Annotated in this window: 19 protein-coding genes and 4 pseudogenes; 12 read left to right on the top strand and 11 right to left on the bottom strand. The window is 53.9% G+C overall.

Annotated features, from left to right (window positions below):
* The first annotated feature begins 547 nt into the window (after positions 1 to 547).
* From KTE_RS00510 to KTE_RS00490, 3 genes and pseudogenes are all read left to right on the top strand, one after another.
* Entirely contained in the window at positions 548 to 1246 is a 699-nt protein-coding gene (locus tag KTE_RS00510; RefSeq protein WP_201377240.1) for a pentapeptide repeat-containing protein, read from the top strand.
* Between the two features lie 141 nt (positions 1247 to 1387).
* Positions 1388 to 2932, top strand: coding sequence for a pentapeptide repeat-containing protein (locus KTE_RS47180; protein ID WP_236600208.1), 1545 nt, complete (start codon positions 1388 to 1390; stop codon positions 2930 to 2932).
* Positions 2933 to 3306: 374 nt separating this feature from the next.
* Positions 3307 to 4107: pseudogene (locus tag KTE_RS00490) on the top strand (IS6 family transposase).
* A gap of 66 nt (positions 4108 to 4173) precedes the next feature.
* Here the strand turns inward: KTE_RS00490 and KTE_RS00485 are convergent.
* A complete protein-coding gene (locus tag KTE_RS00485) occupies positions 4174 to 4482 on the bottom strand; it encodes a helix-turn-helix domain-containing protein (RefSeq protein ID WP_201377238.1) in 309 nt (102 codons plus the stop codon).
* A 210-nt stretch (positions 4483 to 4692) separates the two neighbouring features.
* Here KTE_RS00485 and KTE_RS00480 point away from each other — a divergent pair, with 210 nt between their 5' ends.
* From KTE_RS00480 to KTE_RS47175, 3 genes and pseudogenes are all read left to right on the top strand, one after another.
* The gene (locus KTE_RS00480) at positions 4693 to 5568 is read left to right on the top strand and encodes an ISL3 family transposase (RefSeq protein ID WP_201377236.1); all 876 of its coding nucleotides are present in this window, start codon (positions 4693 to 4695) and stop codon (positions 5566 to 5568) included.
* Positions 5562 to 5678 (top strand): annotated as a pseudogene (locus KTE_RS49370) (helix-turn-helix domain-containing protein); the annotation flags it as partial. The gene KTE_RS00480 and the pseudogene KTE_RS49370, both read left to right, overlap by 7 nt.
* A 169-nt stretch (positions 5679 to 5847) precedes the next feature.
* Positions 5848 to 6234: a transposase gene (locus tag KTE_RS47175; protein WP_236600207.1), complete on the top strand. Its 387-nt coding sequence runs from the start codon at positions 5848 to 5850 to the stop codon at positions 6232 to 6234.
* Between the two features lie 169 nt (positions 6235 to 6403).
* Here the strand turns inward: KTE_RS47175 and KTE_RS00470 are convergent.
* The 8 genes and pseudogenes from KTE_RS00470 to KTE_RS00435 form a co-directional block, all read right to left on the bottom strand.
* Positions 6404 to 6631, bottom strand: a pseudogene (locus tag KTE_RS00470) (AAA family ATPase); the annotation flags it as partial.
* Positions 6632 to 7175: 544 nt separating this feature from the next.
* On the bottom strand, positions 7176 to 7823 hold the full coding sequence (locus tag KTE_RS00465; protein ID WP_201377231.1) for an NADPH-dependent F420 reductase: 648 nt from the start codon (positions 7821 to 7823) through the stop codon (positions 7176 to 7178).
* Positions 7824 to 7941: 118 nt separating this feature from the next.
* Positions 7942 to 9207, bottom strand: coding sequence for an MFS transporter (locus KTE_RS00460; RefSeq protein ID WP_201377229.1), 1266 nt, complete (start codon positions 9205 to 9207; stop codon positions 7942 to 7944).
* A 202-nt stretch (positions 9208 to 9409) separates the two neighbouring features.
* Positions 9410 to 10921 (bottom strand): UbiD family decarboxylase, encoded by a 1512-nt coding sequence (locus tag KTE_RS00455; protein ID WP_201377227.1) that lies wholly within the window; start codon positions 10919 to 10921, stop codon positions 9410 to 9412.
* A gap of 140 nt (positions 10922 to 11061) precedes the next feature.
* Entirely contained in the window at positions 11062 to 11673 is a 612-nt protein-coding gene (locus KTE_RS00450; protein WP_201377225.1) for a UbiX family flavin prenyltransferase, read from the bottom strand.
* Positions 11674 to 11675: 2 nt separating this feature from the next.
* On the bottom strand, positions 11676 to 11891 hold the full coding sequence (locus KTE_RS00445) for a hypothetical protein (RefSeq protein WP_201377223.1): 216 nt from the start codon (positions 11889 to 11891) through the stop codon (positions 11676 to 11678).
* 194 nt (positions 11892 to 12085) lie between these two features.
* Complete coding sequence (locus tag KTE_RS00440) at positions 12086 to 15283, bottom strand: LuxR C-terminal-related transcriptional regulator (RefSeq protein ID WP_201377221.1); 3198 nt, start codon at positions 15281 to 15283, stop codon at positions 12086 to 12088.
* Between the two features lie 232 nt (positions 15284 to 15515).
* The gene (locus tag KTE_RS00435; RefSeq protein WP_201377219.1) at positions 15516 to 16226 is read right to left on the bottom strand and encodes a TetR/AcrR family transcriptional regulator; all 711 of its coding nucleotides are present in this window, start codon (positions 16224 to 16226) and stop codon (positions 15516 to 15518) included.
* A 235-nt stretch (positions 16227 to 16461) separates the two neighbouring features.
* Between KTE_RS00435 and KTE_RS00430 the strand changes: the two genes are divergently transcribed.
* The 3 genes from KTE_RS00430 to KTE_RS00420 all read left to right on the top strand — a co-directional run bounded on the left by KTE_RS00430 (position 16462) and on the right by KTE_RS00420 (position 19619).
* A complete protein-coding gene (locus tag KTE_RS00430) occupies positions 16462 to 17499 on the top strand; it encodes a YndJ family transporter (protein WP_201377217.1) in 1038 nt (345 codons plus the stop codon).
* Positions 17487 to 18437: a TIGR01777 family oxidoreductase gene (locus KTE_RS00425; RefSeq protein ID WP_201377216.1), complete on the top strand. Its 951-nt coding sequence runs from the start codon at positions 17487 to 17489 to the stop codon at positions 18435 to 18437. The genes KTE_RS00430 and KTE_RS00425 overlap by 13 nt, the downstream gene beginning before the upstream one ends.
* Positions 18438 to 18686: 249 nt before the next feature.
* A complete protein-coding gene (locus KTE_RS00420) occupies positions 18687 to 19619 on the top strand; it encodes a D-alanyl-D-alanine carboxypeptidase family protein (RefSeq protein ID WP_201377214.1) in 933 nt (310 codons plus the stop codon).
* Positions 19620 to 20031: 412 nt separating this feature from the next.
* Here KTE_RS00420 and KTE_RS00415 read toward each other — a convergent pair whose 3' ends face one another.
* Positions 20032 to 20265 carry a pentapeptide repeat-containing protein gene (locus tag KTE_RS00415; RefSeq protein WP_201377207.1) on the bottom strand — a complete coding sequence of 78 codons (234 nt, stop codon included), beginning with the start codon at positions 20263 to 20265 and terminating at the stop codon, positions 20032 to 20034.
* A gap of 488 nt (positions 20266 to 20753) precedes the next feature.
* Here KTE_RS00415 and KTE_RS00410 point away from each other — a divergent pair, with 488 nt between their 5' ends.
* The 3 genes from KTE_RS00410 (at position 20754) to KTE_RS00400 (ending at position 24050) form a co-directional block, all read left to right on the top strand.
* Positions 20754 to 22490, top strand: a complete 1737-nt coding sequence (locus KTE_RS00410) for a serine/threonine-protein kinase (RefSeq protein WP_201377205.1) — start codon at positions 20754 to 20756, stop codon at positions 22488 to 22490.
* A gap of 112 nt (positions 22491 to 22602) precedes the next feature.
* Positions 22603 to 23472, top strand: a complete 870-nt coding sequence (locus tag KTE_RS00405) for an IS5 family transposase (RefSeq protein WP_236600206.1) — start codon at positions 22603 to 22605, stop codon at positions 23470 to 23472.
* 233 nt (positions 23473 to 23705) lie between these two features.
* On the top strand, positions 23706 to 24050 hold the full coding sequence (locus tag KTE_RS00400) for a hypothetical protein (protein WP_236600205.1): 345 nt from the start codon (positions 23706 to 23708) through the stop codon (positions 24048 to 24050).
* A gap of 543 nt (positions 24051 to 24593) precedes the next feature.
* Here the strand turns inward: KTE_RS00400 and KTE_RS00395 are convergent.
* A pseudogene (locus KTE_RS00395) lies at positions 24594 to 25532 on the bottom strand (pentapeptide repeat-containing protein); the annotation flags it as partial.
* Positions 25533 to 25580 lie beyond the last annotated feature (48 nt).

Genomic DNA, 25580 nt, shown 5'->3' with positions numbered 1-25580 from the left:
ACCTTACAGGTGCTTGGCTGAAGGAGATACCCATCATGCTCGCATTGAGGATGTAATACCACATCAGTAACCAGCGAGGCTGCGTAAGAACCAAATTATGCGTCAAACTGAAAAAGTTATTCGACAATTAACAAAGTTCTCCGCTCATTGCTTCTCATCTGCTGCATACATTGCTGGATACCCTGCCCCTTGTTGAGATAACATTGTGGACCGCTGGCCTTGTCTCTGTGAGTCAGGGCCTGGCCTTTGCTGTGTCACAATTTCGCTTGCTCACAAACCGCAAAATGATTGACAGCTTGCAGAACCTTGCTTTTCCGCGGGGTGCTTGCTATAGTTGTGATAAAAAGCAAGCAAGAGGGTATTAGATGGCAAATCAGGAAGACCTGGAATGGCTCACACTAGAGACTGTATGTAAAGTGAGCGTCAATAGGCTCTGAAGGCTATTCGGTGTTCCCTAAGAAAGGCTTCGAGAAGCCTTTACATACAGTCTCTAGGAATTGAACTGTGGAATCAGTGGAGAGCGGAGGATCGAACACATAATCCGAATTTGAGCGGGGCTGATCTGCGCGGAGCAACTCTGAGCAGTGCCGATCTGAGCGAGGCTAATCTGAGCGGGGCCAATCTGTACAAGGCTGATCTGAGCGGGGCCTGGCTGGACTGGGCCAGTCTGCGCGGAGCCAATCTGGACTGGACCATTCTGGACTGGACTAATCTGCGCGAGCTCAATCTGCGCGAGTTCAACCTGAGATATACCCATCTGGACTGGGTCGATCTGAGTGGAGTCGATCTGAGTGGAGTCGATCTGAGTGGAGTCGATCTGAGTGGAGTCGATCTGAGTGGAGTCGATCTGAGTGGAGTCGATCTGAGTGAGGCCGATCTGCACGAGGCTGATCTGGAAGGGATCGAGATGCTGAGCAAACTCAACATGCCCGAGCTCAACCTGAACTGGGTCGATCTGAGCAGGGTCAGGTCGAGCAAGGCCAGGTCAGGCAAGGCCAATCTGCACGGAGCCGATCTGAGCGAGGCTGATCTGAGCGGAGCCAATCTGCATGGGGCTGATCTGAGTGGGGCCAATCTCGTCAATACCAATCTGCGCGGAGCCAATCTGAGTGAGGCCAATCTGAGTAATGCTTATCTGAGCGGAGCCGATCTGTACGAAGCTAATCTGAGCAAGGCTGATCTGCACAAGGCTGATCTGAGCAAGGCCAGGTTGAGCGGAGCCAATCTGCACGAGACTGAATTTTGATCAGGCTGTGCGGATTTTGGAATGAGCTGGGAGAAAATTGGAGAAGCGAAGCGGGCGGTCTCCCCTCCAGGCGAAGAGGAACGACCCGCTTCATTGTAGAGATTCAGGCTCACTATGGAACAATCGTAAGGAAGACAGCGAATGGCAGTGATAGATCCCGTAAGACGCGAAATAAGATGCAAGCTAGCCTATTACGGCTTGAGTTATTGTGGAAAGTCAACCAACCTGCTTCACCTCCATCAAATGATGCACATGCGCGATATCAGTGATTTTACCGTAATTGATACAGAAATAGAGCGCCTTTTCTCTTTCGATCTCCTTTTGCCGCCAGAGAAAAACATCCACGGGTTGCGGGTTCGTCTTCAACTCTGTGCTTCTCCTGCTTCGATCCTTTACAAACACATGCGCACCCGTATTTTATCAGGAGCCGATGGCGTTATTCTGGTGGTTGACTCACAAGCCTCTCGATTGCGGGAAAATATTTTCACCATCTGGGAAGAACTGCAAGAGTATTTGCGCGATCAAAAGCAAGACATCACTACCTTTCCTCTGGCCATACAATGGAACAAAAGAGATTTACCGGAATCGGACATCTTGCCTGTTTCAATCCTGGAACGATACCTCAACCCATACCGGTTTCCTGCTTATGAAGCAGTCGCACGGACTGGGCAAGGGGTCAGGGAAAGCCTGGACACGGTGATTAGCCAGATTCTGCAGGCGCTGGTAGTCAATCCAGAATATCGGGAGATGTTCAGGCAGTATACCATGACCGAGAAGAGGGAAAGAGAGGTGTTTCCTGCGCTGCTTCCCGATGTGCATCCCGCCCGCTTGAGCGACACCCACCCGCGTGAAATGGATCTCGCGCAGATCGGCCAGGATGAGATCGCTTTGATTCGAGCGAACCTGAGCGGAGTCAACTGGAGCGGTGTCAACCTGTCCAGGGCTCTCTTGAATGGAAGCAATCTGAGCGAAGCCAATCTCAGCGGGGCTGATCTGTCTGAGGCCAGCCTCTATGGTGTCAGGTTGCACAATGCAAACCTGAGGAAGGTCAACCTGCACAACGCCAATCTGGGATGGGCTTGGCTTGTCAAAGCCGATTTGCGCTGGGCCAATCTGGAAGACGCCGCGCTGAGCAACGCGTCCGCTGAGGGAGCAGATCTGCAAGAGGCCATCCTACATCGTGCGACGCTCCAATACAGCCTCCTGCATGAGGCGAATCTGAGTGGGGCCGATCTGAGTGGGGCCGATCTGAGTGGGGCCGATCTGCACGGGTCCAATCTACGTGGAGCCAATCTGCACGGGGCCAATCTGCATCTGAGGGGGGCCAATCTCTCTAATGCCGATCTGAGTGGGGCCGATCTGAGTGGGGCCGATCTGCACGGGTCCAATCTACATGGAGCCAATCTGCACGGGGCCAAGCTGCACAAGGCTGATCTGAGCGGTGCTGATCTGAGCGAGGCTGATCTGAGCGGTGCTCTCTTGACCGGAACGAACCTGACGGGAGCCTGTCTCAAAGGAGCCTGCTTGAGGGGGATTCGCTCTGAGGAGTTTTGTGCTCCTGGCGCGGATTTCTCTGGCGCGGACCTGCGGGGCATTCCCTGGCTGCTGATTATGGAACTCACTCTCCAACCAGGCATTGTTTGGAAAAATGTGCTCTACGACCGGACGGCAGAGAATGAAGGATAGCGGTACATGTGCGAAGTATGAGAGCGGATTCAGACTGAATTTGATCAGGCTGTGCGGATTTTGGAATGAGCCGGGAGAAAATTGGAGAAGCGAAGCGGGCGGTCTCCCCTCCAGGCGAAGAGGAACGACCCGCTTCATTGTAGAGATTCAGGCTCACTTCAGGCTCATGGCTGGATTTGGTGAAAAGGTACACTGATGAGGTATCTCAATCTCACGAACACACTCAAAGTTTGAAGGGGGCCAGGCTGATAAACTCAACATGTACCGAATCCGGCCATGAGGGTTCTGTCAGAACTCAAACTCCATCTGGGCATGAGGGTGACACTTCTGGTATGCTGGTGCTATTATTTTGACGGAATGAGGAACGTTGACCGATGAACTGCCCCAAATGCGCCACATCTGAGACCAGGGAAAGATCAAAGAAAACCAAATGTGGCTATGCCACGTTCTTCTGCCCTCACTGTCAATCTCCGTTCAATGAGCGAACTGGCACTCCCTTTAACCATCTCGAATTCCCCACTGATATCGTCCTGCTGGCTGTCTTGTGGCGACTGCGCTACAAATTGAGCCTGCGTGACGTTGCTGAGATGTTTTTAGCGCGTGGATTTTCGTTCACTCACGAAGCCATCCGAGACTGGGAAGCGCGGTTTGCCCCTTTGATAACAGATCAGTGACGCGTCAAGCGGCAAGGGAAGGCCGGAAAATCCTGGTACGTGGATGAGACTTACGTCAAAGTGCATGGGAAGTGGTGCTATTTGTATCGAGCGATCGACCACGAGGGCAATCTCGTTGATTCCATGTTGAGCGAGAAGCGAAATATGGAATCAGCTCAGGCGTTTTTCAAACAGGCGGTTACTGTGGTCGGCTCTGTTCCCGATCAGGTCACGACGGATGGCCATGCTTCCTATCCCCGTGCCATACGCGAGACGATGGGATGTGAGGTCATACATCGGACGAATAAATACCTCAATAATCGGCTAGAGCAAGACCATCGTGGGATCAAACAACGATACTATCCCATGCGTGGTTTCGGAAGCTTCACATCAGCAGCGCGATTCTGTTGTGCCTTCGACGAATTGCGCAACTATATCCGTCCTCGTCGCACCATGGGCGAAGTGGTCTCACTCCTGGAACAACGGCAGGCTTTTCTCCAACGTCTAGCTGCTCTCCAGTGAATGATACAAGCAACCTCATGAGTTAACGAGCGAGAGGCGAGCATTCTATTCGTCTGAGAAGCTTTTCTATGATCTCAGTTCTGACAGAACCGTTTGGAGAGCCAGTCCCTCAATCAGGGTGATAGCCTCAGGAGGCAAGCGGCACGACTTTCCTTTGTCAGAATGCACCTTCGCGTCAGCTAGACCAGCGAGGCCCTTCTCACGATACCGCTTCACCCACCGGCGTACCGTGCTCACAGAGATGTTGTGAGTAGACGCAATCTGGGTTTGGGTGACGCCATCCTCCAGAGCCAAACGAATGATCGTAAAGCGCTGAGTGGCTTGTGCTCTTTGGGCCTCTGAAAGGGCCGTAAGCGGGATAGGCGGTTCCATCATGACAAACTGCTCCAGACGTAAGAAACCAATAGCATGCTCTCTTGCCCAATATAACCGACCGCTCACCTAATTGTCAAAATTCCCGCTCACGGAATGGCTATCCCACGAATCTGGTGAATAACACTGATTGTTTGCTTGTCATTGAGCGCTTTTCCCATTGACACTTGCCGTAGATGATGATGGATGGCACAAGACGACAAGGAGCGCTCAATGACAAGCAAAGTTGTCTCTCTTCTTCCCGATCCAACCTGTTTGCTTCTTAGCTCTGTAGAATCGCCCGGGAACGCCATCCTGATAGTGGTAAGAACCATTGTCGACCAAGCGTGTTGCCCGGTGTGCCAGACCCCGACTGCGCATGTCCACTCTCACTACACCAGGCAAGTGGCTGACTTGCCATGGATGGGTTGGGCGGTCAAACTGGAACTGCATGTACGCCGGTTTTTCTGCCTCAATCTCGCTTGCGAGCGGCAGATCTTCACTGAGCGATTGTCCAGTGTGGTTGCCCCCTACGCGAGGCGTACCATCTGGCTCGCCGATGTCTTCACACTGGTTGCTTTCGCGCTCGGCAGGGAAGCGGGCAAGCGTCTGATAGCAGGGATGGGCCTTAGGAGCAGCCCAGATACCCTGCTTCGGCTCATCCAGGCTGCTCCTGAAAAAGAGTATCCAACGCCTCAGATCTTGGGAGTTGATGACTGGTCGTGGAAGCGAGGGCATACCTATGGAACCATCCTCATTGACCTGGAGCGTCACCTACCAATTGAGCTTTTGCCCGATCGGGAAGCAGAAACCCTGGCAGACTGGCTATGGAACCATCCTGGAGTGCTCATTGTGAGCCGAGATCGCGGTGGCAACTACGCGGAAGGAGTGCGTAAAGGGGCGCTAGGAGCCATTCAGATCGCCGACCGTTTTCACTTGCTGAACAATCTGGGTGATACTGTTGCCAATCTGCTCACTCGCCATCTTCTTGCTGTTCGTAGGAAGCCTGCTGCCAACGTTTCACCAGAAGGCAATCAACAGAAGAAGGCAGGGCTGCCCATCAAACAGCCTCTCAAGGTCACCCCCAATGAGCAGCCGCGCGAGTGGTAAGGGAAGAAGAACGGTTGGCACGTTATGAACAGGTGATTGCTCTGCGAGATCAGGGGCTCTCTCATCAAGCCATAGCTGATCATCTTGGCATCGGCCACGCGACAGTCCAGCGCTGGTTGAAGGAGGGGCACTTCCCTCAACAGAAAGCACGTGAGCAGGGCAGCCAACTCGATCCGTTTCTGCCCTACATCCAGCAGAGTCGATCAGAAGGATGCTCCAACATGGTGCAACTGCATCGAGAACTGCAAAAAAAGAGGCTATCAGGGCTCCTATGCTGGAATGAGGCATATCCTCTTACGCGTCTTTCCCAAAGAACAGAAATGGCAACACATTCCTGCCAGGAAAGAAGAAAACACGGTTCTTCCTCTCTCCACCCGCGAAGCGACCTCTCTGTTTCTTCGTCCATCAGATCAACTGACTCAAAAGGAGCGAGAGTGTCTTGAGCAGGTCTGTCAGATCCATGAAGAAATGGCTTTGGCCTATCAACTCGTCCAGCAATTTGCGCTCATGCTGCGCACTCGCCAAGGAGGCCAGCTTGATGCCTGGTTGGCGAAGGTAGCTCAAAGTCCTCTTCAGGATCTTCATCCATTTGTCAAAGGCATCAAATCAAACATTGAGGCTGTTGAGGCTGGCTTGATCCTCCCCTGGAGCAATGGACAGACCTAAGGCCAGATTACCCGTCTCAAACTGCTCAAAAGGCTGGGATATGGAAGAGCCAATTTTCAGACCCTCCGTAAGCGGGTGCTGGACCGAGCTCCTTGAGGAAAGCCTCTCCAGGAGGGCATGGCCTCAATTCACCAGATTCGCAGGAGAGCCACGGAATTCCAAAATTTACACCCAGCGCAAGCACCTCGTGCACTTTGCGCCCATGTAAACTCTTGCGGTGTGCCGCAAGCTTGCGCTCTTTGCTCGCCTTGCGTCGTCGGGTGGCCTGGTAGCGCTTGCTCTGCTTCCACCGCAGCTTCTTGGGGCCTTGCTTCTTGAGACGTCCCTTCTCGTCGTAGCGCTCCGGGTTGGCGGCTCGCCTTTGCCGATCCATCTGCCGCTGCAAGCGACAAATTGAGGTCAGCATAGCTGACGAAAGAAGCCAACCAAAGAGGCGAGAGGAGGTGGGATGAGCAAGATCATCCCACCTCCTGCCAACTACCGCGAAGGATAACGGCTGTGTGCCTGGCAATTGTATGAAATCAGTTGGAAACAAAAGGATATTGTCGAGGCACTCGGCGTCTCAGAAGGAGCCTTCAGCCAATGGAACCCAAGCGTTGCGAACAGGGCCCCATTTTTGACCCTCATCCCAAATTGAGCCTGGAGCAACGGGCTCAGTTGCCAAGCTTGCTCAAGCAAGGAGCCGAAGCCTTTGGGTTTCATGACAATGTCTGGATCACCGAGCACGTTGCCTGGCTGATCAAAAAAGAGTTTGGGATCAGAAGCCATACATATGATGAGGAAAGGGCAGATGCGAAGAGTGCGCACAGGAGACAGCGTGGGGCAGGCGGCGTTCATCGCAGAACGGTTCGGGGTGGCCATCTAAGCACCGCAGAAGAATGGCGAAGCTCCGTCCTTGGTGTTCCTCTTCGTTTTTTGCCACACAGCCGAACATACGTCTTTTATTCTTTCTCCTGGTATCCAGTGAGCCGGCCTAATACTGCGCGTGCAGTATCGAGCTGCCACTCTTCGCCATAAAAGGCGCCTGGACGACGTGGTGGCTCGATGAAATGCGCCTCGGACCAACCGCCGACATCAAACGGGTCAAAGCCACTCTCAGAAATCAAACGTGCAACGACCTGTTTGGCCTGGGCGTCCTCACCCGCGTAGGGCATGGCGACGCGCTGTTGCCCGCTGCGTCCAGCGACTTTCGCCAGAAAGCCAGAGGTCAGCGTATTGTAGGCTTTCACGACCCTGGCACCTTTGGCGCGGCGCGCATTGAATTCAAGCGCGCTGATGCCTCCTGGAAAGACTTGCAAGCTTCCGGCAGAGAACTGATTGGTCGTGTCGATCACTATTGCACCATTTCGAAGCTTCGCCGCTGCGAGAGCCTCTTCAACACCATCCCAGGGTACTGCGAGTAATACAACCTCACCAAATTCAGTAGCCTCCTGGATGCTTCCCGCATGCGTGTTTGGGCCTGCGACTTTCACCAGTTCGGCGAGTTGCTCTGGATTGCGCGAACTGAACAGGACAGAATGTCCTGCCTTTGCCCAGAGCTTCCCTACCGTTGCCCCAATATGGCCAGATCCGATAATTCCTAGATGCATTCAGATATCCTTTGCTCTCTTTTAGGTTTGCTACAGACCGAGCTCAGCCACAACGATCTCGGCAACTTTGCGACAAGAGTGCGGTTGTTTCCAGGGGAAACCTCTTTGTTTCTCCTAGCTAAAACATTTCTTCGTTTGCCAAGGCAACGACTGCTGTTTCCTCTACTTGCGGTGTGGGTGGCGCTTCACGCTTGCGTGAATGACGATTTATCTGAAGACTGAGGAACAACACCAGGAAGGCCAGTAGAGCGCAGCCTGTCGCGAACCAATCAAGCATGGTTTCCGAAGCTGTGTGCAGAATCACTCCGCCGAGAGCAGCTCCTCCAGCAATTCCCAGATAGAGTGTCGAGTTATTGAGTGCCAGGACGACATTCGCGTGTTTGGGTGCCAGACCGAGGAGTCGGTGCTGCTGAGGAATAAACACCAGAGAGCCCGCGACACCCCAGATGAAGAGAACGATCAACGCGCCAAGAAGAGTGGTCGTCGAAAGCGAGAGTGTTGCAAAGACTAGCGCAAGCACCACGAGGCTACTAGCAAGGGGACGCGTGGGCCCATAGCGATCAGCGATCACGCCGCCGGACCAGTTGCCCACCATGACTCCCAGGCCGAAGACAAGTAACAAACCGCTGATATCAGTCACCGAGAGGCTGTGCTGGAGCAGTGGCGCGATGTAGGTATAAATGGCGTAGATGCCCATATTCCACATAAGAGCTGGGATCAGCGCAAGCAAGAGACGCGGCTCCGCAATGGGTGCCAGGCGTGCTTTCAACGATAGCGCTTCAGATTCCATTACTTTGGGCAAGCCACAGAACAAAAGGGCAACAAAGGCTATACCTGCCAGTAGTGCTACCAAACCAAAGGATACCCGCCAACCGGCATGTTCCCCAATCCAGGTCCCCAGCGGCGAACCCAGGACGGTCGCGGCCGTCAGGCCGATGACTACCAGGGCTAGCGCCTGCCCACGTTTTTCAGGCGGAGCCAGCGATGTTCCAATGGTATAGGCCAATGGCGCGTAAGTGGCGGCGAAACAGCCAGCCAGTACACGTGTGAGCAGGAGAAGTGGAAAGGTTGGCGCAAGGGCTGATCCCACATTGGCGAGGCAAAAGAGGCCCAGGGAACCAATCAACACGCGGTTGCGCGGCCAACGACTGGCGAGAGCGGCCAGGAAGGGTGAACCCAGACCATAGGTGAGCGAGAAAACCGTGACCAGTTGCCCGGCCAGCCCTGCGGTCACGTTCATCTCTTTCGCGATCACAGGTAAGACGCCAGCAATGACAAAGGCATCGGTACCCAGCGCAAACATGCCCAGCGCCAGTAACGCGATGCGCGGATCGATCCTACCTGCCTTCTGTATTGGCAAAGCAGTTGGCATTTCATTCGGCATTAGAAAGAAACGTCCTTTCGTGAAGCGTGCCACCGCCTATCAGGCTAGGAAGAGAATGCGTACAAAGAGACCTGGTAGAAGCAGTGGGTATTCTGGTGTGGCAAAGTCGAGTCCAAGAGTAAGGCAGCCGACGTGAATGGGGCGCCGCTCCATTCACAGGCAGAGCGAGAAAGATGCTTTCATCTATCTGGCCCCTTGAGAACTATGCTTTATATCCGTAAGCTTCCCAGTTCTGTAACACGTGCGCTTGCAATTCTCTGGAGTAGTTGTGTTTGAAGGATGTACGTTTGGGTAAATGTTCTCCCCATTCCTCTGGAGCGAGACCATCGTAGACCACCTTGGTCGTATCAAAGGCAAACTTTTCATTGGTGGTCAGAAACGCGATTAACGGACTCGTCGCCTCGTGATTGAAGAAATGTTCACCAGAGACCGGGCGCACACGTGTGGCAAAGCCCCATATGACCTCGTTGGTATTGCTTGCATCAATGTCATCATTGAGCACGATCACCTTCGGGATGACCGCGCCAAATTTCGATTTGAAGATAGTATCGCCAATAGTCTTGAAGAGTTCGTTGCGGTCAAGCCCTGTTTGCTGTTTCCAGGTGTTGGGCAACGTTACTACCAACCAGTGATTGGCAGCCTCAAGCGTCACCCACGCCATAGTTGCCGGAATGCCAGCCTGGCGCAATTGAACCAACGTCTCTGCCGCGCTCGGGATGCCCTGGACTGTATGGTCTTCCTCAACCGGCTCACCAGCGACCACAACAGGCAAAATAGGTTCATGGCGATGCGTTACCGCCGTGACATGATATACTGGTCGGATTTCACCTGCGTCCGGCCATAGATAGCCCGCGTATTCGCCCATAGGACCCTCCACGGTGGTCTCTGTCGCGGAGAGATACCCCTCAATCACGATCTCTGATGTTGCTGGAACCTCAAGCTTCACTGTTTCGCAGGCGACGACATCGATGGCTTCACTCAGGTAGCCACCCAGATAATCGGATTCATTAATGAACTTCGGTAGGGGCATCCCCGAGACAAATGAGATTGCTGGCTCGACTCCCAAACAAAGCGCGAAGGGCATGTCTTTGCCTTGCTCTTTCCACAGCTTATGAATCACGCCCAGGTGCTGAAAAGGACTGACAATGCCGGTCATGCGTTTGCCATCGAGCAGCATCACACGCGCATTCGACCAGTTCGTCCAACTTCCATCAGGCGTCCGCGCCACAATAGTTCCATAGGTCCCAATGTAGCGGCCGCCATCGCCCTCGTGAATGAACGGAGTGGGGAATTTCAGTAAATCCACGGCGTCACCCAGGTCGATATGTTCCTTGCATGCTCCCGACGCGACGATGCGCGGCGCAATGCCCTGCGCATTGCGCGCCTCAACCAGAGCTTCAATGATCTCGCTGCCTGAGGCCATGGCGGAGAGTCCCAGTGAAAGAGCGATGCGGCTCAAGTAGCGTCCAGGCGCGGAACTGATCCCCGCAGGTGCTCCTAGTACGCGAAAGCCGGGGGCAATGCCTTTGATGTTCATAAAGAGTGGCGCGGGCGCTCCCAGTTCATTGACCCTGCGGGTGATCGCGCCAATCTCTAGATTCCAATCGACTTCGCGCTCAACCTCGACAACTTCGCCGATTTTGTGCAGGGCCTCTATGTACTCTCGTAGAGAGCGTAAATGTCTTTTTACATTCTTTTGCTTTATTTGACTCATTTTATTATCCTCGGATTGTACGAAGAATAGCGCATAGGCTATCTTCCCTCAACAACAGATTCAGGCAAAATTTTCTCATGCATAACGTCGCAAGAGCAGAGAACCGACTGGGAAATTTGCCGTTGTCTTTATCTCCTAACTTAAAAAGCGCTTCCGATTGGGTCCGCTACATCTTCACATGCCGCTGTTTCTCCCCAACGCCGCACACCTTCCATCTCGATATCGAATAAATCCAGTACGCGTCCGACCGTATGATCGACCAGATCTTCGATGGTCTGGGACCGGATATAGAAAGCGGGTACTGGTGGGGCAATGATGCCGCCGCTCTCTGTGACCGTGAGCATGCTTTTGATGTGACCTGCCGTGAGGGGTGTTTCGCGAAGCATCAAGACCAGGCGGCGCCGTTCTTTCAGGACCACATCGGCAGCACGCGTGAGCAGGTTGCTGGTGATCCCGTGCGCAATCTCGCTCATCGTGCGGATCGAACATGGGGCAATGATCATACCCATGGTCTTGAAGGAGCCACTGGAAATAGCCGCTCCCACATCGGTGACGGGATACCAGACATCAGCCAGACTCCGCAACTGATGCATTGAGAGATCTGTCTCATAGGCACGTGTCCTTTCCCCCGCTTTGGTGACGACCAAGTGGGTTTCGATGCCCTGCTGCTTGAGCACCTGGAGCAAGCGCACCCCATATATGACGCCAGTCGCTCCACTGATGCCGATAATCATACGTTGTGGTGTACTCATCTTTATTTACTTTCTTCTTCATCCTCACTTGTCTCAAGCGAGCGCAATGTCAGGCCAAGATTGCGAATTTTGAGAAGCACACTATACAGCGCTGCTTGATCGGCCAGTTGCCCATACAGTAGGGTGGTTCCCGCAACTTCCTCGACAATCTCTAATAGTTCAAACCATTCCCGCCAGGATGGACCAAGATGTCCGTTGATCCGAATGCGATAATGCATCGTTGTACCAGCCTCCGTTTAGGTGTTTCTCATAGAGAGAGGATACCAGTTTTCCGGACCCATACGCAGTAGCTTTTCGGCTACTATTGAGGAGTATTTCCCTCAGGCAAAAAAGCCCCTTCGTAGTAGCCGGATGGCTACTACGAAGGGGCTTTTTTGCCTGAGGGAAAGGAACAGCAGAGGATGGTTGGAGGCTAAAGGAGTGCGTACTCTCGCGCGCGGGCAATGGCCTGCACTCTATTCTCGGCTCCCAGCTTGCTCAGAATATTGGCTACGTGCTTCTTCGCAGTGGCAAAAGAAATAACCAGTCGATCGGCGATCTCTTGGTTCGTGGTTCCCTGCGCCAACAGATGCAAGACCTCCTGTTCGCGTGCGGTGAGCGGTGAGAGCGGGGGGTAATGAATTGCCTGAAGCGGCAAGGAGGATGGCTGCTCTATGTGAGCGGCCTGGCTCGTCTGCTGCCCAAATGCCGCCAGCAGAGTTCTGACTGAGTCAAGGAGAGCCGGGGAAGCATCACGTTCGGACAGGGTGTGCGCGGCGTTCAGGATGCTCTGGAGTACCTGCCGCATGGGATCGCCTGCGTCCAAATATAGACGCAGGTAATCTGCAGGCTCAGCCAACTGGAGCAGGTGTGCCGCGACCTGCTGGGCCTGAATGGCTTCACCGGAAGCGTACAGCGCCACCACCTGGAGGACGAGAACCTGCACAATGTGCCAGATATTCTGGTGCTGCTCTGCGAGGGCGAGCAGAAGTGTCAGCAAAGACAGCGCTTCAATAGTTTTCTGCAAGGCAAGATAGGCACGTACCAGAGCCAGATATTCTGCGTATTCTAGTTCGTTAATGTGATTGAGAAGGTGTGGATCGATCTCTTTTTGTGCAGCCCAATTGGCCAGAGCAACGAGATTGCCCTGAGCTAGCCAGATCTGCGCCCGTGCGGTCATCACCCGAGTACGAAGATGCTGCCACTGATGCTGCTGGAAGAGTTGCTCTGCTTCAGCCAGAGCCTGTTCTGCTTCAGCCTGTTTCCCCAGTGCGAGGAGAACGAGGATGGATTGGCAATATACTTGTATCTGCATATTTATATGGTGCCAGGTTTGAGCGAATTGTTGTGCCGTAGCAATATGGGCCTGTGCTTCTTCAAGTTGGTTCCAGACCCAATGAATCTGAGCCAGGTAAAGATGACTGTACCCGAACTGCGCCCGCGCCTTTCCCATCTGCTGCAAGCGCTGTAACGCCTCGCGATAATTCTGGTAGGTTTGGTGCAGTTGCCCTGCCTGCTGATAGGCTAAGGCGAGCATCACCATCAGCCAGGCCGCTTCATAGTGATGCTGCTCTCTCTCGGCCTGCTGCTTCAACGCAGAGAGTAGCGGAAGCATGGCAACCTGATTCTTGTCTGTGTCGAAGCGGTTGAAGGTCGGAAGCATTTTCCACACGACGTCATCGTCTCTGGCTAATTCCTGCATCTGGGAGCCAAGGCGGCGCCTCTGCTCCTCATCCCCTTGCATACGCGCAGCCCTGGCCGCTATCCAGTTGCGCAACAAGGCCAGGCGATTGTGCAGCAAGCGGGCTTCTGATTCTGAGAGAGCAACAGCGTGCGGGCTTTCTAAAAGCGGATCCAGGCGCGCGATGGTCTGTTCCGTCCTGTTTACCGTCTGCTCCCACTGCTCATTCGGAGCGTTAAATGTGGAAAATAAGAGCTGTAAGACAGTTGTGAGGGCGAGGCGACCATGGGTGAGCAGCAGCGCGTCAGGCAGCCGCTTGATCCAGGTATCTAACTGTGTGCCCTCTCCATTGAAGCACATCTGCTCTGCGGATTGCTCCATCAAAGTGGCGGCGAAGTCGTAATCGGCACCAGTAAGCGCGTGGATAATCGCCATGCGCGCATCTCCCTGTTGCGCATACCAATGGGCCGCGCGTTGATGCAAGATGGGGATGCATTCCGGGAACAGCGTGCGCAGACGGGCTTGGAGCACATCGCGAAACAGGCCGTGCAAACGATACCAGTGTCGCTCTTCGTCAAGGGGAACCAGGAAGAGATTGGCTGTCTCCAGGGCGAGTAGCATCTGTTGGCTCTCTTGTGTATTGGTTCCCAGCGTCACTGCTTGACAGAGCGAGGCGTGCAAGCGAGTTAAGATCGCCGTGCGGAGCAGAAAATCTTGTATCTCCTGGGGCTGGCACTCCAGTACCTCGGTCTGCATATAGTCGAGAATAAAACGCTGGCTGCCGGAGAGCTGCTGAACAAACGCGGAAGAATCCGCGTGTGCGCGCATGGCGAGGGCCGCCAGTTGCAGACCAGCGATCCAGCCCTCGGTGCGCTGTTCCAGTATATTGACTTCTGCTTCTACCAGGGGAAGTTGCATTGCCTGGAGCAAGAAACGTGCAGCCTCTGCAGACGTAAAGCGCAAATCGCGATCACGTATCTCGATGACCTGTCCGCATGCACGCAAACGGGGTAACGCCAGCGGCGGATCAGTACGCCCGGCCAAGATCAAGTGCAGCCTGGAGGGCAGGTGTTTGAGCAAGAACAAAAAGGAACTGGCTATGTCTGGATCGTCGATGACATGATAATCATCTAACACTAGCACTCGCTCCTCCTGACCAGCAACAAAATCGTTGATCAGCGTTGTCAGAATAGCCGGCAAGGCTGGGGGCCGCGGCGAGTACAGCATACTTAGGGCGATTTCTCCCAACGTGGGTTCTGTGGTGCGCAATGCGGCAATCACATAGCTCCAGAAGCGCATAGGATGATTGTCCTGCTCGTCCAGTGACAGCCAGGCCACTGGACAGAGGCAATGCGCTGCCCAGGTTGAGAGCAATGTTGTTTTGCCAAAGCCAGCCGAAGCTGAGAGCAGTGTCAGTCCGTGTGTCAATGTCTGATCCAGTTGCGCTATTAAACGTTCACGTGTCACCAGTGTGCCAGGCAAACGTGGCGGTAAGAGCTTGGGCAGGAGCAGGGAGCCAGAAAAAGATCCAGGCTCTGATAATCCCACGAGAGGAAAAGGCGTAGACGGAGGGGAGAAAACCGCGGCTGTCTGCGATGTGGTGGGGTGAGCGGAAAGCGTACTCTCACGCATCTGTGTAAGCGTTGCAGCTATCTCCTCTAGGCGAGCCAGGGTAATAGTCTCGGTTTTTCCGAGAGAGCGCTTTATCTGGCGTTGACCATGAGAGGCATACGCATACCAGTCGCCTGTCTCGTGTGAATGTGCTTCCTTGAGAACACTGAGGTGCCCCCCTTGTCCCTGAAAGGAGAAGCCGGTCTGGGTTTCCAGCCAACCCTGCCAGGCTCTTTCATCTTCCCCAGCAAAGGGCTGTTGGAATACTCCATTAGCCAGGAGATCATAAGTATGATTTGCCTGCGACCAGATGAGTGCAGGCAAGACAGGTTTTGACATGATATCTTACTTTCGTGTGTTTCCCTATATCTCTAAATATAGCAGGGTTTGCGCTAACAGGCAATGTGAAGGGTAGTGTTGCAAAGAAAAAGCTGATCTGCTACAGTGGGGAGAAAAGCAGGGAGTTACGCTTTTTTTGCAAAGCCTGCGCATCTGATGTGCAACAGGTTCTTGCTCTCATGATTTGATCATCTTCTTGCTGAGGCGAACCATGCTTCCTCGCTGGCGTTTATCATCCTTCCGATCCAAGCAGCGGCCCAACAATGTGCGCGAACCGAGCCAGGAGGTGCGCGATCCAGGGAATCCGTAAGAGGGGGCGCAACCGCTCCAGCAGTTCATGAATGAACTGCAAAAGAGTCTCGGTCTGGCGTCTCTCAGGGCTGAGATCCTGGAGCCAGAACAGGACCAGGGCCAGTTGCAAGCCATAGAGAATCGTCGCCAGATCCTCCACCTGCGAGGCACGAGGGATATCCCTGGCACGCTCCACCAGGAGACGATAGCTTGCACGCGCTCGGTGACGAACTTCCATTCCCTCCTCGCCGAAGACTCCGGCGCGCGAGAGGGGATTGAGGGCCGCCCCGGATAAGGCAACCAGCGTTAAGCGATGCGGCGTCATGACCTCCAACAGCGCGTGCATGAGCTGATGAAAACGGTCGGCGATGGAGGTCACAGGGAGCAGCGGAATCAGCTCCTCTAACTGGAGCACCAGCCAGCGGTACAATTCCAGGACGAGATCCTCTTTGCTGGCAAAATACCGATAGGTCAGTCCCAGTGAACACGAGGCCTCTGCCGCGATCTCGCGCATTGTGGTCTGATCATAGCCTTTCGTCGCGAACAGACGCCAGGCTGTCTCCATGATACGCTGCCGCGTCAGGAGCGCTTTCTGCGTAAGCTTCTGCGTTGCTCGTGGTTCGTGTTTCTCCTGTGCCTCAGACGATTCCATACTGCTCTCCTCCAGACGATTTTGCTCGCCGACATCCGCACGAGCACCCTGGACATCGACTCCCCATCATGCGAGTCGGCGTCCAACCCTTGACTTCAGCATAACGCATCTGCTAGGATATTGGCAAGTGAACGTTGTTCATTTTTGTGAATCTGGCTGGTCACCAGTGCTGTCACTGGCGCCCAGTTCGCGTGCCTGCGAGGTGTCTAGTGATCATCAAGAAATGGAGCTTCGTATGTCTTTGTACAGAAACGATCCGGTCAGGTGGAACTGGATCAGCCTTGGCCTTGGGGGAGGCATCTGGGGAGGAATCGTATGTGCTCGCCTGCTCGGTTGGACCCAACTGAATGACCTGGAGATTGTGCTCTTGCTGGCGCTGTTTGTGATCACTCCGTTAGCTCTCCCCTTTGTTTTCTCCCAGCACGCAGGCCCTTTGTTCTCGAAATGGGCTGCACTGGTCGTGTTTCTCCAGCCGTTGGCGGCCTTTCTCGGGGGCGCCGCCTTCTTTCTTCCTACGGGACCGCTAGCTGCGACATTTGCCGCTGTCTGGGGTGGGTTTACCGGGCTGCTCGCGCTGCTTGGTCTGGTTCAGCTCTGCCAGATGCTCAGGAAGAAACACTGCCTCTCGCTTGCCGAGCTCTGCCTAGCAGGAGCGCTGCTCTACCTGCCAGCAGGCGGGGCATGGATGGCGCTGGCGCGTTGGGGTCTTCAGTCGCTGGGCTTTGGCGTGCACACTGACCTGCTCACAGCAGTTCATTTTCACGTGATTCCCCTAGCTGCGCTGGTCATAACAGGACTGACTGGGCAGACTCTCCACAACAGCCCGGTGACACGTCATGGGATCTGCTGGACGGCCTATCGCGCCGCAGCCTTCGGCGTCCTGATCGATCCGCTGCTGGTCGCTGCCGGGCTGACTGGTGCCCAGATCACCGGCCTGCCCGATCTCGACACGACACCAGCCGATCTACTGGCTCTCAGCCTGATTCTGCTCGCACTCTTGGGTCTGCGTTTCGTTGTGCCTACGACCGTTTCCCGGTTCGCGCAGATGCTTGTGGCGTTGTCGTATCTGACCGTCTTTTTCACCATGCTGGTTGCCGGAACCTATGCTCTTGGCGCGGCAACGGGAGCGTGGACCATCACCATTGCTCAGATGATTGCAATTCATGGGCTGGAGAACGCACTGCTCTTTGGTTGCGGTGGGTTACTTGGCTGGCGTCTCAGAACGGAGCAGGAGAGCCAGAGGAGCAGGGGAGGTGAGGAATGCGCGTGCTGATTACCGGTGGCACCGGACTGATCGGGAGCACGCTCGCACACCTTCTTGCTCCTCAAGGATATGAGGTCATCATCTTGAGCAGATATCCGAAGCAGGCAGCCCAGTTGTTTTCCCAACAAGGCTTGCCACAGATCCAGACGATTGGCTGGGATGCCACATCTGCACAAGGATGGGGAGAGTTGCTGACCAATGAGTGCGCCATCGTCAATCTGGCGGGGGCGACTCCGGCTCACTGGCGCTGGACGCGGACGTATCGAGCGCGCATTCTGGAGAGCCGTCTGAGCGCTGGACAGGCGGTGATCCAAGCGATGGATCACTATGGGCCGCCAGCGGTGCTGATCCAAGCCTCAGCTTCGGGATATTATGGGGATCGCGGACAGGAACTGCTGACCGAGACCAGCTTGCCTGGGCAGGGCTTTCGCGCGCGGGTCTGCCAGGAGTGGGAGGCATCGACCGCTTCTGCTCCGACCAGGCGCTGTATCGTCCGTACCGGGCTGGTCCTCGACCTCCATGCTGGCGCCTTTCCTCCGCTGGTACAGTTTGCTCGCGTGCTGGGGAGTCAAGTGGGCAACGGGCACCAGTGGCTGCCTTGGATTCATCGCATGGACGTGGCCCGTGCCATCCAGTTTCTGCTGGAACAGCGCCAGCTCTCCGGCCCGTTCAATCTCTGTGCGCCGGAAGGGGCGACCAATCGGGCGTTTCTGCGCGCAGTCCAGGACGTTTTGCGGCGGCCTCCCCTGTTTCCCCTTCCCGCGTTCGTGCTCCGAGCGGCGTTAGGAGAACTCGCGACGGTGATGCTGGACAGTCAGCATCTTGTGCCTGAACACCTGACGGAGGCGACCTTCCAGTTTGCGTATCCCACACTCTCGCAGGCACTCTACCAGTTGTTGCGCGAGCGCGGTGGTTCTCCCGTTGCAAAGCGGAAGGTCTATGTTTGATTGGTGAACAGTTTTGTTTGTCGGAAAGAAAGGATGAACGCAATGAACCAACGCATCCTGCTCATCGGTGCTTTTCTCGTGATGGTGCTCCTTGTGGGGGTCCCGCTACGTTAGCTGTCATCAGGGGCGGGGTAGCGGGACCCCAACATCCTGGGAATACCTCAAAATAGGCCATTTGACCCTCTTATCTGAGCCGTTAGTGGCCTTATAATCTCCTTTCCACCCGTTCTCGCTCTCTATGGAGATACTATGCGTTTCAAAAAACTATTTCTGAGTTTGCTTCTGGTGCTGATGCTTCTTTTTGTTGTGGGTATGGGAACGTTTGTCTACTCTTCTTTTAAGAACACACCGCCCGTGGTGGCTGTGCAGGCTACTCCCACTGATGAGCCAACCCCAACTCCGTCACCAACGCCCTCGCAGACCCCTTCGCCAACTCCTACACCCCTGATGAATGGCGTGGAGGCATATATACTGGACGCCTCGTCCAATCGGGTGATGTTTAATAGCAATAGCTCCAGATCCGTGCCGATTGCCAGCACAACAAAGATCATGACGGCTGTCATCACTCTTGAGAACAGCGACTCTGAAAAGATTGTGACGGTGGCGCAAGAGGATCTGGATCAGGTCCCCTCAGGGGCGAGCATCGCGCAATTGCACGCGGGCGACTATCTGCGCATTCGTCATCTTCTCTATGGTCTGCTGATTCCATCGGGATGCGATGCCGCGCTCACGCTGGCGCGTGTTGTTGGGGGGGTGACCGATACCTTTGTCGCGATGATGAATGCCAAGGCTCAGGCGTTGGGGCTGACCCATACCCATTTCTCGAATCCGCATGGCGCCATCTCCGAGGGGAATTATTCGAGTGCCTCGGACCTGGTGACGCTCGCGCGCTATGCCATGCAATATCAACTCTTTGCCACCATCGTGAGTCAGACGGAATATCATATCCCGCCGACCCAATATAACCATCGTTACGATTGGTCTAACACGAATCAAATGCTCACAAGCTACCAGGGGATGATAGGAATCAAGACTGGCTCTGGGAGTGGAGCTGGCTATTGCATCGTCTTTGAAGCGGTGCGCAATAACCGGATATTGATCGGGGCTGAACTAGGCGCTCCAAGCTTCGAGGTGCTCTGGGACGATGTGGCGCATTTATTGGACAGGAGCTTCGCCAGGTAAGTGGATATTCAAGAAAGCTCGAAGTGTGCTGTTCAGGGTATTGAATATTGTTTGTAGGAGAGAAGAGAGAAGCCCTCTCGAACTGGACAACGAAGAAGATTCGTCGGTTCGAGAGGGGAGATATGTGACACAAAGCATTAATCGGCCACCTCGGTCACGATACGGTTTTCTATCTACGCTTCCGAAACGGAATTTTCCGCTCAAACTGCTCTGCTCTGGCTGAGTCTAAAAGTAGAAAGCCCTTCAGAAGCCGATACAAACCAATCTGGAAAACTATACTTCCGGCCAATTTACGCTTTATTTTTGCACTTTCGGCCACAAATTGCTTTTTTAACACAGCAAATTTTGAGCTTGAATAGTTCAGGCTATCGGCCAAGTTATGCTTCTTTTGGCGGCCATTAATTGCTTTAAGTCACATAAACGTGAACATGGGAAACGAAAAGTTCGCACCATAGAGAAGCGCCCCTCTCAGATCGGCAAAGCTCAGATCAGCTCCTTGAAGCCTGGCATAGAGAAAATTCGCGCCCCTGAGATTGGCTCCATCGAGATTGGCTTCTTGCAGATTGGCTCCCTCCAGATTCACTTCTTGAAAGTCGATGCCTTGCAGGTCCGCTTCTTGCAGATAAGCACATCTCAGATCGAGCATGCTACTCGTCCACTGTTGTTTCCATTAGTTCCATGCTTCAACGCTTTTTATGTTGGCTGTTGCTACCATGGTGCTACAGAGACGAAGAAAAAGCCGCGAAGTTGGCATTATAGAATTCCTTTTCCCTTAAACTCATTGCAAGCCCCTCGACGATGGGGCTTTTGCAAGGGGTAGGCATACTCTTGTAAACAGTTGGACGCTAAAGGCGAAAGGCTAATGATACCATACGGCTCAACCGATGAAGAAAGAACGCGCTTCGCCTGCGGTTGTTCCTGGAAAATCGACCATGAGACCACAAAGGGGCAACAAAGCTCTTTGAGATCCTGCATCAGCCTCATCTGCGAGCTGATAGTAGTATCGCCTGTGAGTTTGCTAACAATTTCATCGTGAATCATATCATTGATCACTTTTCATTTCTCAATTATCCTGTGCCATAAATTCACATATGCACGTTATTCCTAATAACATGAGAAAGTCTGAAAGTATTTATGCATGAAGAACTCGTAGGTCAACAATTTGGGAGTTATCATCTCACGAAACTATTGGGTCAGGGTGGTTTTGCCGACGTCTATCTAGGAGAACACCTGTATCTTGATCGCAAAGCCGCCATCAAGGTGCTACAAACGAAATTAGGGCAGCAAGACGCGACTCTTTTCCAGCAAGAGGCGCGTACGATTGTAGAACTAGAACATCGCAATGTCATCAAGGTGTTGGATTTTGGCATTGAACGTAATATACCATTTCTGGTCATGGAATATGCGCCCCATGGATCGTTGCGGCAAAGGTATCCTCTGGGGACACGGATACCCCTCTCCGAAAGTGTGTTTTTGATCCGGCAAATGGCCGAAGCCCTCTCCTATGCGCATACAAAAGGAGTGGTGCATCGTGATGTAAAACCCGAGAATATGCTGGTGGGTACAGGCGCGGAGATTTTGTTAAGTGACTTTGGGATTGCTATTCTGTCACAGAGCTCTCGTTATCAGGGATCAATGGATATTGGTGGGACGGTTGCCTACATGGCCCCGGAACAACTTCAGGGTAAGGCGAAGGCCGCCAGTGATCAATATGCCCTGGGTGTTGTCGCCTATGAGTTTCTCTGTGGCGAGCGTCCCTTCTCAGGTTCATTTGCCGAAGTGGCTAGTCAGCATATGTTTGCTTCACCGCCAGGATTATGCGCGCGGGTACCGGGTCTGCCACAGGAAGTTGAACAGGTTATTTTTACCGCACTCGCCAAAGATGCCACACAGCGCTTTGGCGAGATTACCACGTTCGCTCGCGCGTTAGAGCAGGCCGCCAATGGTGAGAGAGCGCAACTCGCGCAATCCAAGCGAGAAACGATAGTAACACCTCTCTCATCTGCGAAAGCCTCTGGATCAACCGTCAGAGCAGCGTTTCAGTCCGAACAGACGCTGAATCAGACCTATCAGCAGCACACGATATCGGCGACACAACGTACGCAAACAAGCAATACTCCAACATTGATGCGGAACCAAATGCCTCCTGTGACATCTCAGAAAACGCCAGGAAATTTTTCTGCCTCATCGATGGGCTCAACCAGGCAAAATGGCATGCCTCCACGATCTACACATCAGGGGTCATATAAACAACAACCGGATTATTGGGAAATGCCTGCCGCGCGTCGGAGTAATACTGGGAAATTGGTTCCTTTCATCAGCATTCTCGCGGTGGTGTTGATCTGCATTACCGGCCTTCTATTCTATAATTTGGGACGCCAGGCCAGCACAACTCCAACAGGCCAGCAGACTCTTAGCTCAACATCGACGAGCAATACGAATGGTCCATCGGCAAAAACTCCGCAGCCAACGGCCACGCCAGATACAAAGATCATCAAGAAAAATCTGAGGTTTACCTGTGAGCGTGCTTGCAATAATTATCTTACAACGACACTTACCACGATACAAGAATTCCCATCACAGAGTAGAATGATCTGGAATTTTAGTGTGACAAATAACACCAACGACCCCAGCATTAATTATTCTATTCGCATTTATCTCGAAGACTCGCTGGGAACAAAGATACGACCAGTAGGGGGAACCATATCTGAAGAAGCTGTCATAATTGCACCCGGGCAAACATCACAAAAAACCGCGATCTTCTCTGAAATTCCTGAAGCTGGTGTCACGTATTCTATACATTCAACGACAGCATGTTATGGCGCTAATATGGGTGATGATGATAATAAAGTTGAAACAATAATCTTTTGAACGCTGTTCTTGTCGTCTCTCAGAGTATGTCTTAAGAGGCTCAGAGAGCCAGGAGTAAACTGAAAGGAGACAATAAAGGAACGCCAAACTGAGCAAGAAGGAGCGGAAGCTGATGAAAGAGAGCATCAACAGAAAGCGCTATCCATCGGATCTTACCGATGCACAATGGGACCTGTTGGCACCCTTCATCCCGCCACCATCCCCCAACGCAACCCAGGAAGTGATTCCCAGACGAGAAATCGTCAATGGCATTGTCTATGTCCTGCGGACAGGCTGTTCTTGGCGACAAATGCCTCACGACCTGCCCAATGGCAAAACGGTGTTGCATTATTTCCGTTGCTGGCAACGCGATGGGACCTGGGAAAAAGCGATGCATGCCTTACGCCGCCAGGTGCGTGGCTCGATGGGGCGAGAGGAAGAACGGAAGCCGCCGGTATCATCGACAGCCAATCCAGCAAGACCAGTCCAGTCCCAGGCATCGGACGTGGCTATGATGGCGGGAAAAAAAATCTTGGGACGCAAACGGCACATTTTGGTTGATACGCAAGGCTTTCTGCTGGCAGTCAAAGTGCTTGCAGCCAATATCGCCGACGTGACTGGCGCCCGCCTCTTGTTAGAGGGACTTACCCAATGTTTCACGCGTCTCTCGCATCTGTTTGCCGATCATGGCTATGATGGAGAGCCCTTTGAGCACTGGCTCAAAGAACATCTTGGATGGGAGATCGAAATTGTCCCTCACCAAGAGCGTGAGGCGCAGACGGATTGGATGCTCGTCAATGGGCAACCCGTCCAGATTCGCAACCCAAAGGGAGGCTTTCAGGTCCAGCGCAAACGCTGGATCGTGGAACGGACCTTTGGCTGGCTCATCCGCTTTCGCCGACTTGCTCGCGATGATGAGGGATTGCCCTCAAGCAGCGAGGCCTTTATCCAGGTGGCTTCCATTCGTCTCTTGTTGACTCGATTAGCTCCTTCCCGATACTAATTGTTCGTCTTAAGACACACTCTAAGGTGGCTGGAAAGATATCGAGAGAAAATGCGAAAGGAAACCTTGCCAAAGATGGGGAATATGCTGTATGGTTATAAGGTGAAATGAAAGCATATATGGAGGTGGATTGATAGGTCATGTGAAAGAGGAAGAACGGGAAGCGATTCGGCGAGCCTATGTTGTCGAGCGGGTCGTGTATATCTTATAGCCGTGAGATTCTGGACGTGGTCGTGTCCTCGCGGGTCGCGAGGTCCTGGTTGGAGCAGGAGAAGGACCTGGCGAAGATGTGCCAGGGCGTCGAGGGAAGATATCAGGGGGAGATTGAGGAGGTGCGCCGGCGCTATGAGGCGGTGTATGTGGAAAGCATGCATCAGTTTGCTGCCCTTGGGAAGGAGATCGCGGTTCTTTGGGAGAAGATGCGCCAGGACCTCGAGGCCACACGCCTCCTGGTGTTTGAGGTGCCAGAGGCCGAGGGGAGAGTCGAAGTGGACGAGGGGCTTTACGATTCTCACCGAAGTTATCTAGAGCAACTGGAGGTGTATCGAGCATTTTGTGGCAAAGAGCCCCTGGTTTGAACGAGAGAGGAGTATAAGATGTATTTGGCGCTCATGAGTCAGAACGCGAAACCACTCTCTCTCCACGTATTTGAGGTGTACGCTGAAGGGGATTGCCCAGTCGAGGGGGACGATGGTCTACTTTTTTCTAGCCCATGTTGCCTTCAACTGATGACTTCTGCTTTTTCTACGTGTGCTCTTTCGCAGCAGGAGCGTCAGTGTGATAGAGAATACCCCGCGTGAGGGGACAGTGAAGATCAATGACCAGTGACCCCGGTTGCTGTGCGTTGTGGACCACTGTCCCCTTTTTTGTTGCCTTGTTACAGGGATGCTCGATCTTGGCGTAGTGGAAAGAAGCCACATCGCTAGTGAGTCATGCATAGATGTGCCTGGTGCATTCGAAGGCCTCGATGGGCCTTGTGCCTTACGCTCGCCGTGTTGAGGCGATGGAGAAACGCAGCTCCAGCGTTGCGATCTGTGCAGAATTGTGTTACGTGAAGGAGGACTCCCCCCGGAGAGCACGCCTCTCGCCGTCTGGTGAGCCGTTCTCTCTGGGGTGGAGGGTTATTGAGGCGTCGCTACTCCTGGGGGAGTGAGGCCTGCAAACCCGAGGATGACATTGCAAGCAGCAGGAGGGTGCGTGTTTGGAACGACCTGGATGAGCAGTTGCTGGTCATAGCGGTTTTTGAACATAATGCGCACCAGATTCTCCCAGTGCGTGGAAGTGTTCAAGAGGACGAGCATATTTTTGAGGGTGAGAGGATCGTCGATGCGCCTGGAGGTGAACTTTTTTGGGCTGGCCTGGCGAAAGGTCAGCGTGATCGCGACAATCTGTGGTGGTGGGGTGGAAGCGTGTGCTGCTGTGGTTGGCACCGCCTGTGGTGAGGCGTGCGCCCTCACCCGTCGCTTCAGCCAGGTTGCCCACCACGGGATGTTTCCCGTGGGAGGAGACGAAGAGACGAGGGCGTTGTTCGCTGAGGGATGGGCGCGGTATTGACGCCACTGCGTCTCAATGGCGGCCAACCCCTCGCACACCTGCGAGCGAGTCGCGACCCCAAGCCAGCGATTCTCTTCAGCTTCCACAACCAGGCTGCGCCAATGGATGGGTGAGGAGGAGGACAATGGTGGAGGAGCCAAAGCAATCCCCAGCGCCCCCGTGAGTTCTACGTCGTCAAGACAGGCGTCAATGAGATTCACGCCCTCCAGATCGGCGCCTGTGAGGTTGGCGCCTGTGAGATGAGTGCCTGTGAGATCGGCGTATGTGAGATCAGCGCCTGTAAGGTTGGCGTGTGTGAGATCAGCCCCTGTGAGCCTGGCGACACGCAGAGAGGCTCTCTGCACATCAACCGACCTCAGATCGGCTCCCCGCAGATCGGCTTTTGTGAGATTGGCATGAGTTAACTGGGCGCCGCAGAGATTGGCTCCCCGCAGCTCAGCTTTGTGAAGATCAGCGTTTATCAACTCTGCGTCACGCAGATCGGCTCCACTCAGATGGGCCTGCCCAAGATCAGCGTTTCACTACAGTTGCACTTGTTGGAGCATATGGGGAAC

The organism is Ktedonobacter sp. SOSP1-85 (assembly GCF_016587415.1).
Lineage (GTDB): Bacteria > Chloroflexota > Ktedonobacteria > Ktedonobacterales > Ktedonobacteraceae > Ktedonobacter.
The sequence above is the reverse complement of the archived record's forward strand: the minus strand, read 5'-3'. Positions and strand labels throughout refer to the sequence as shown.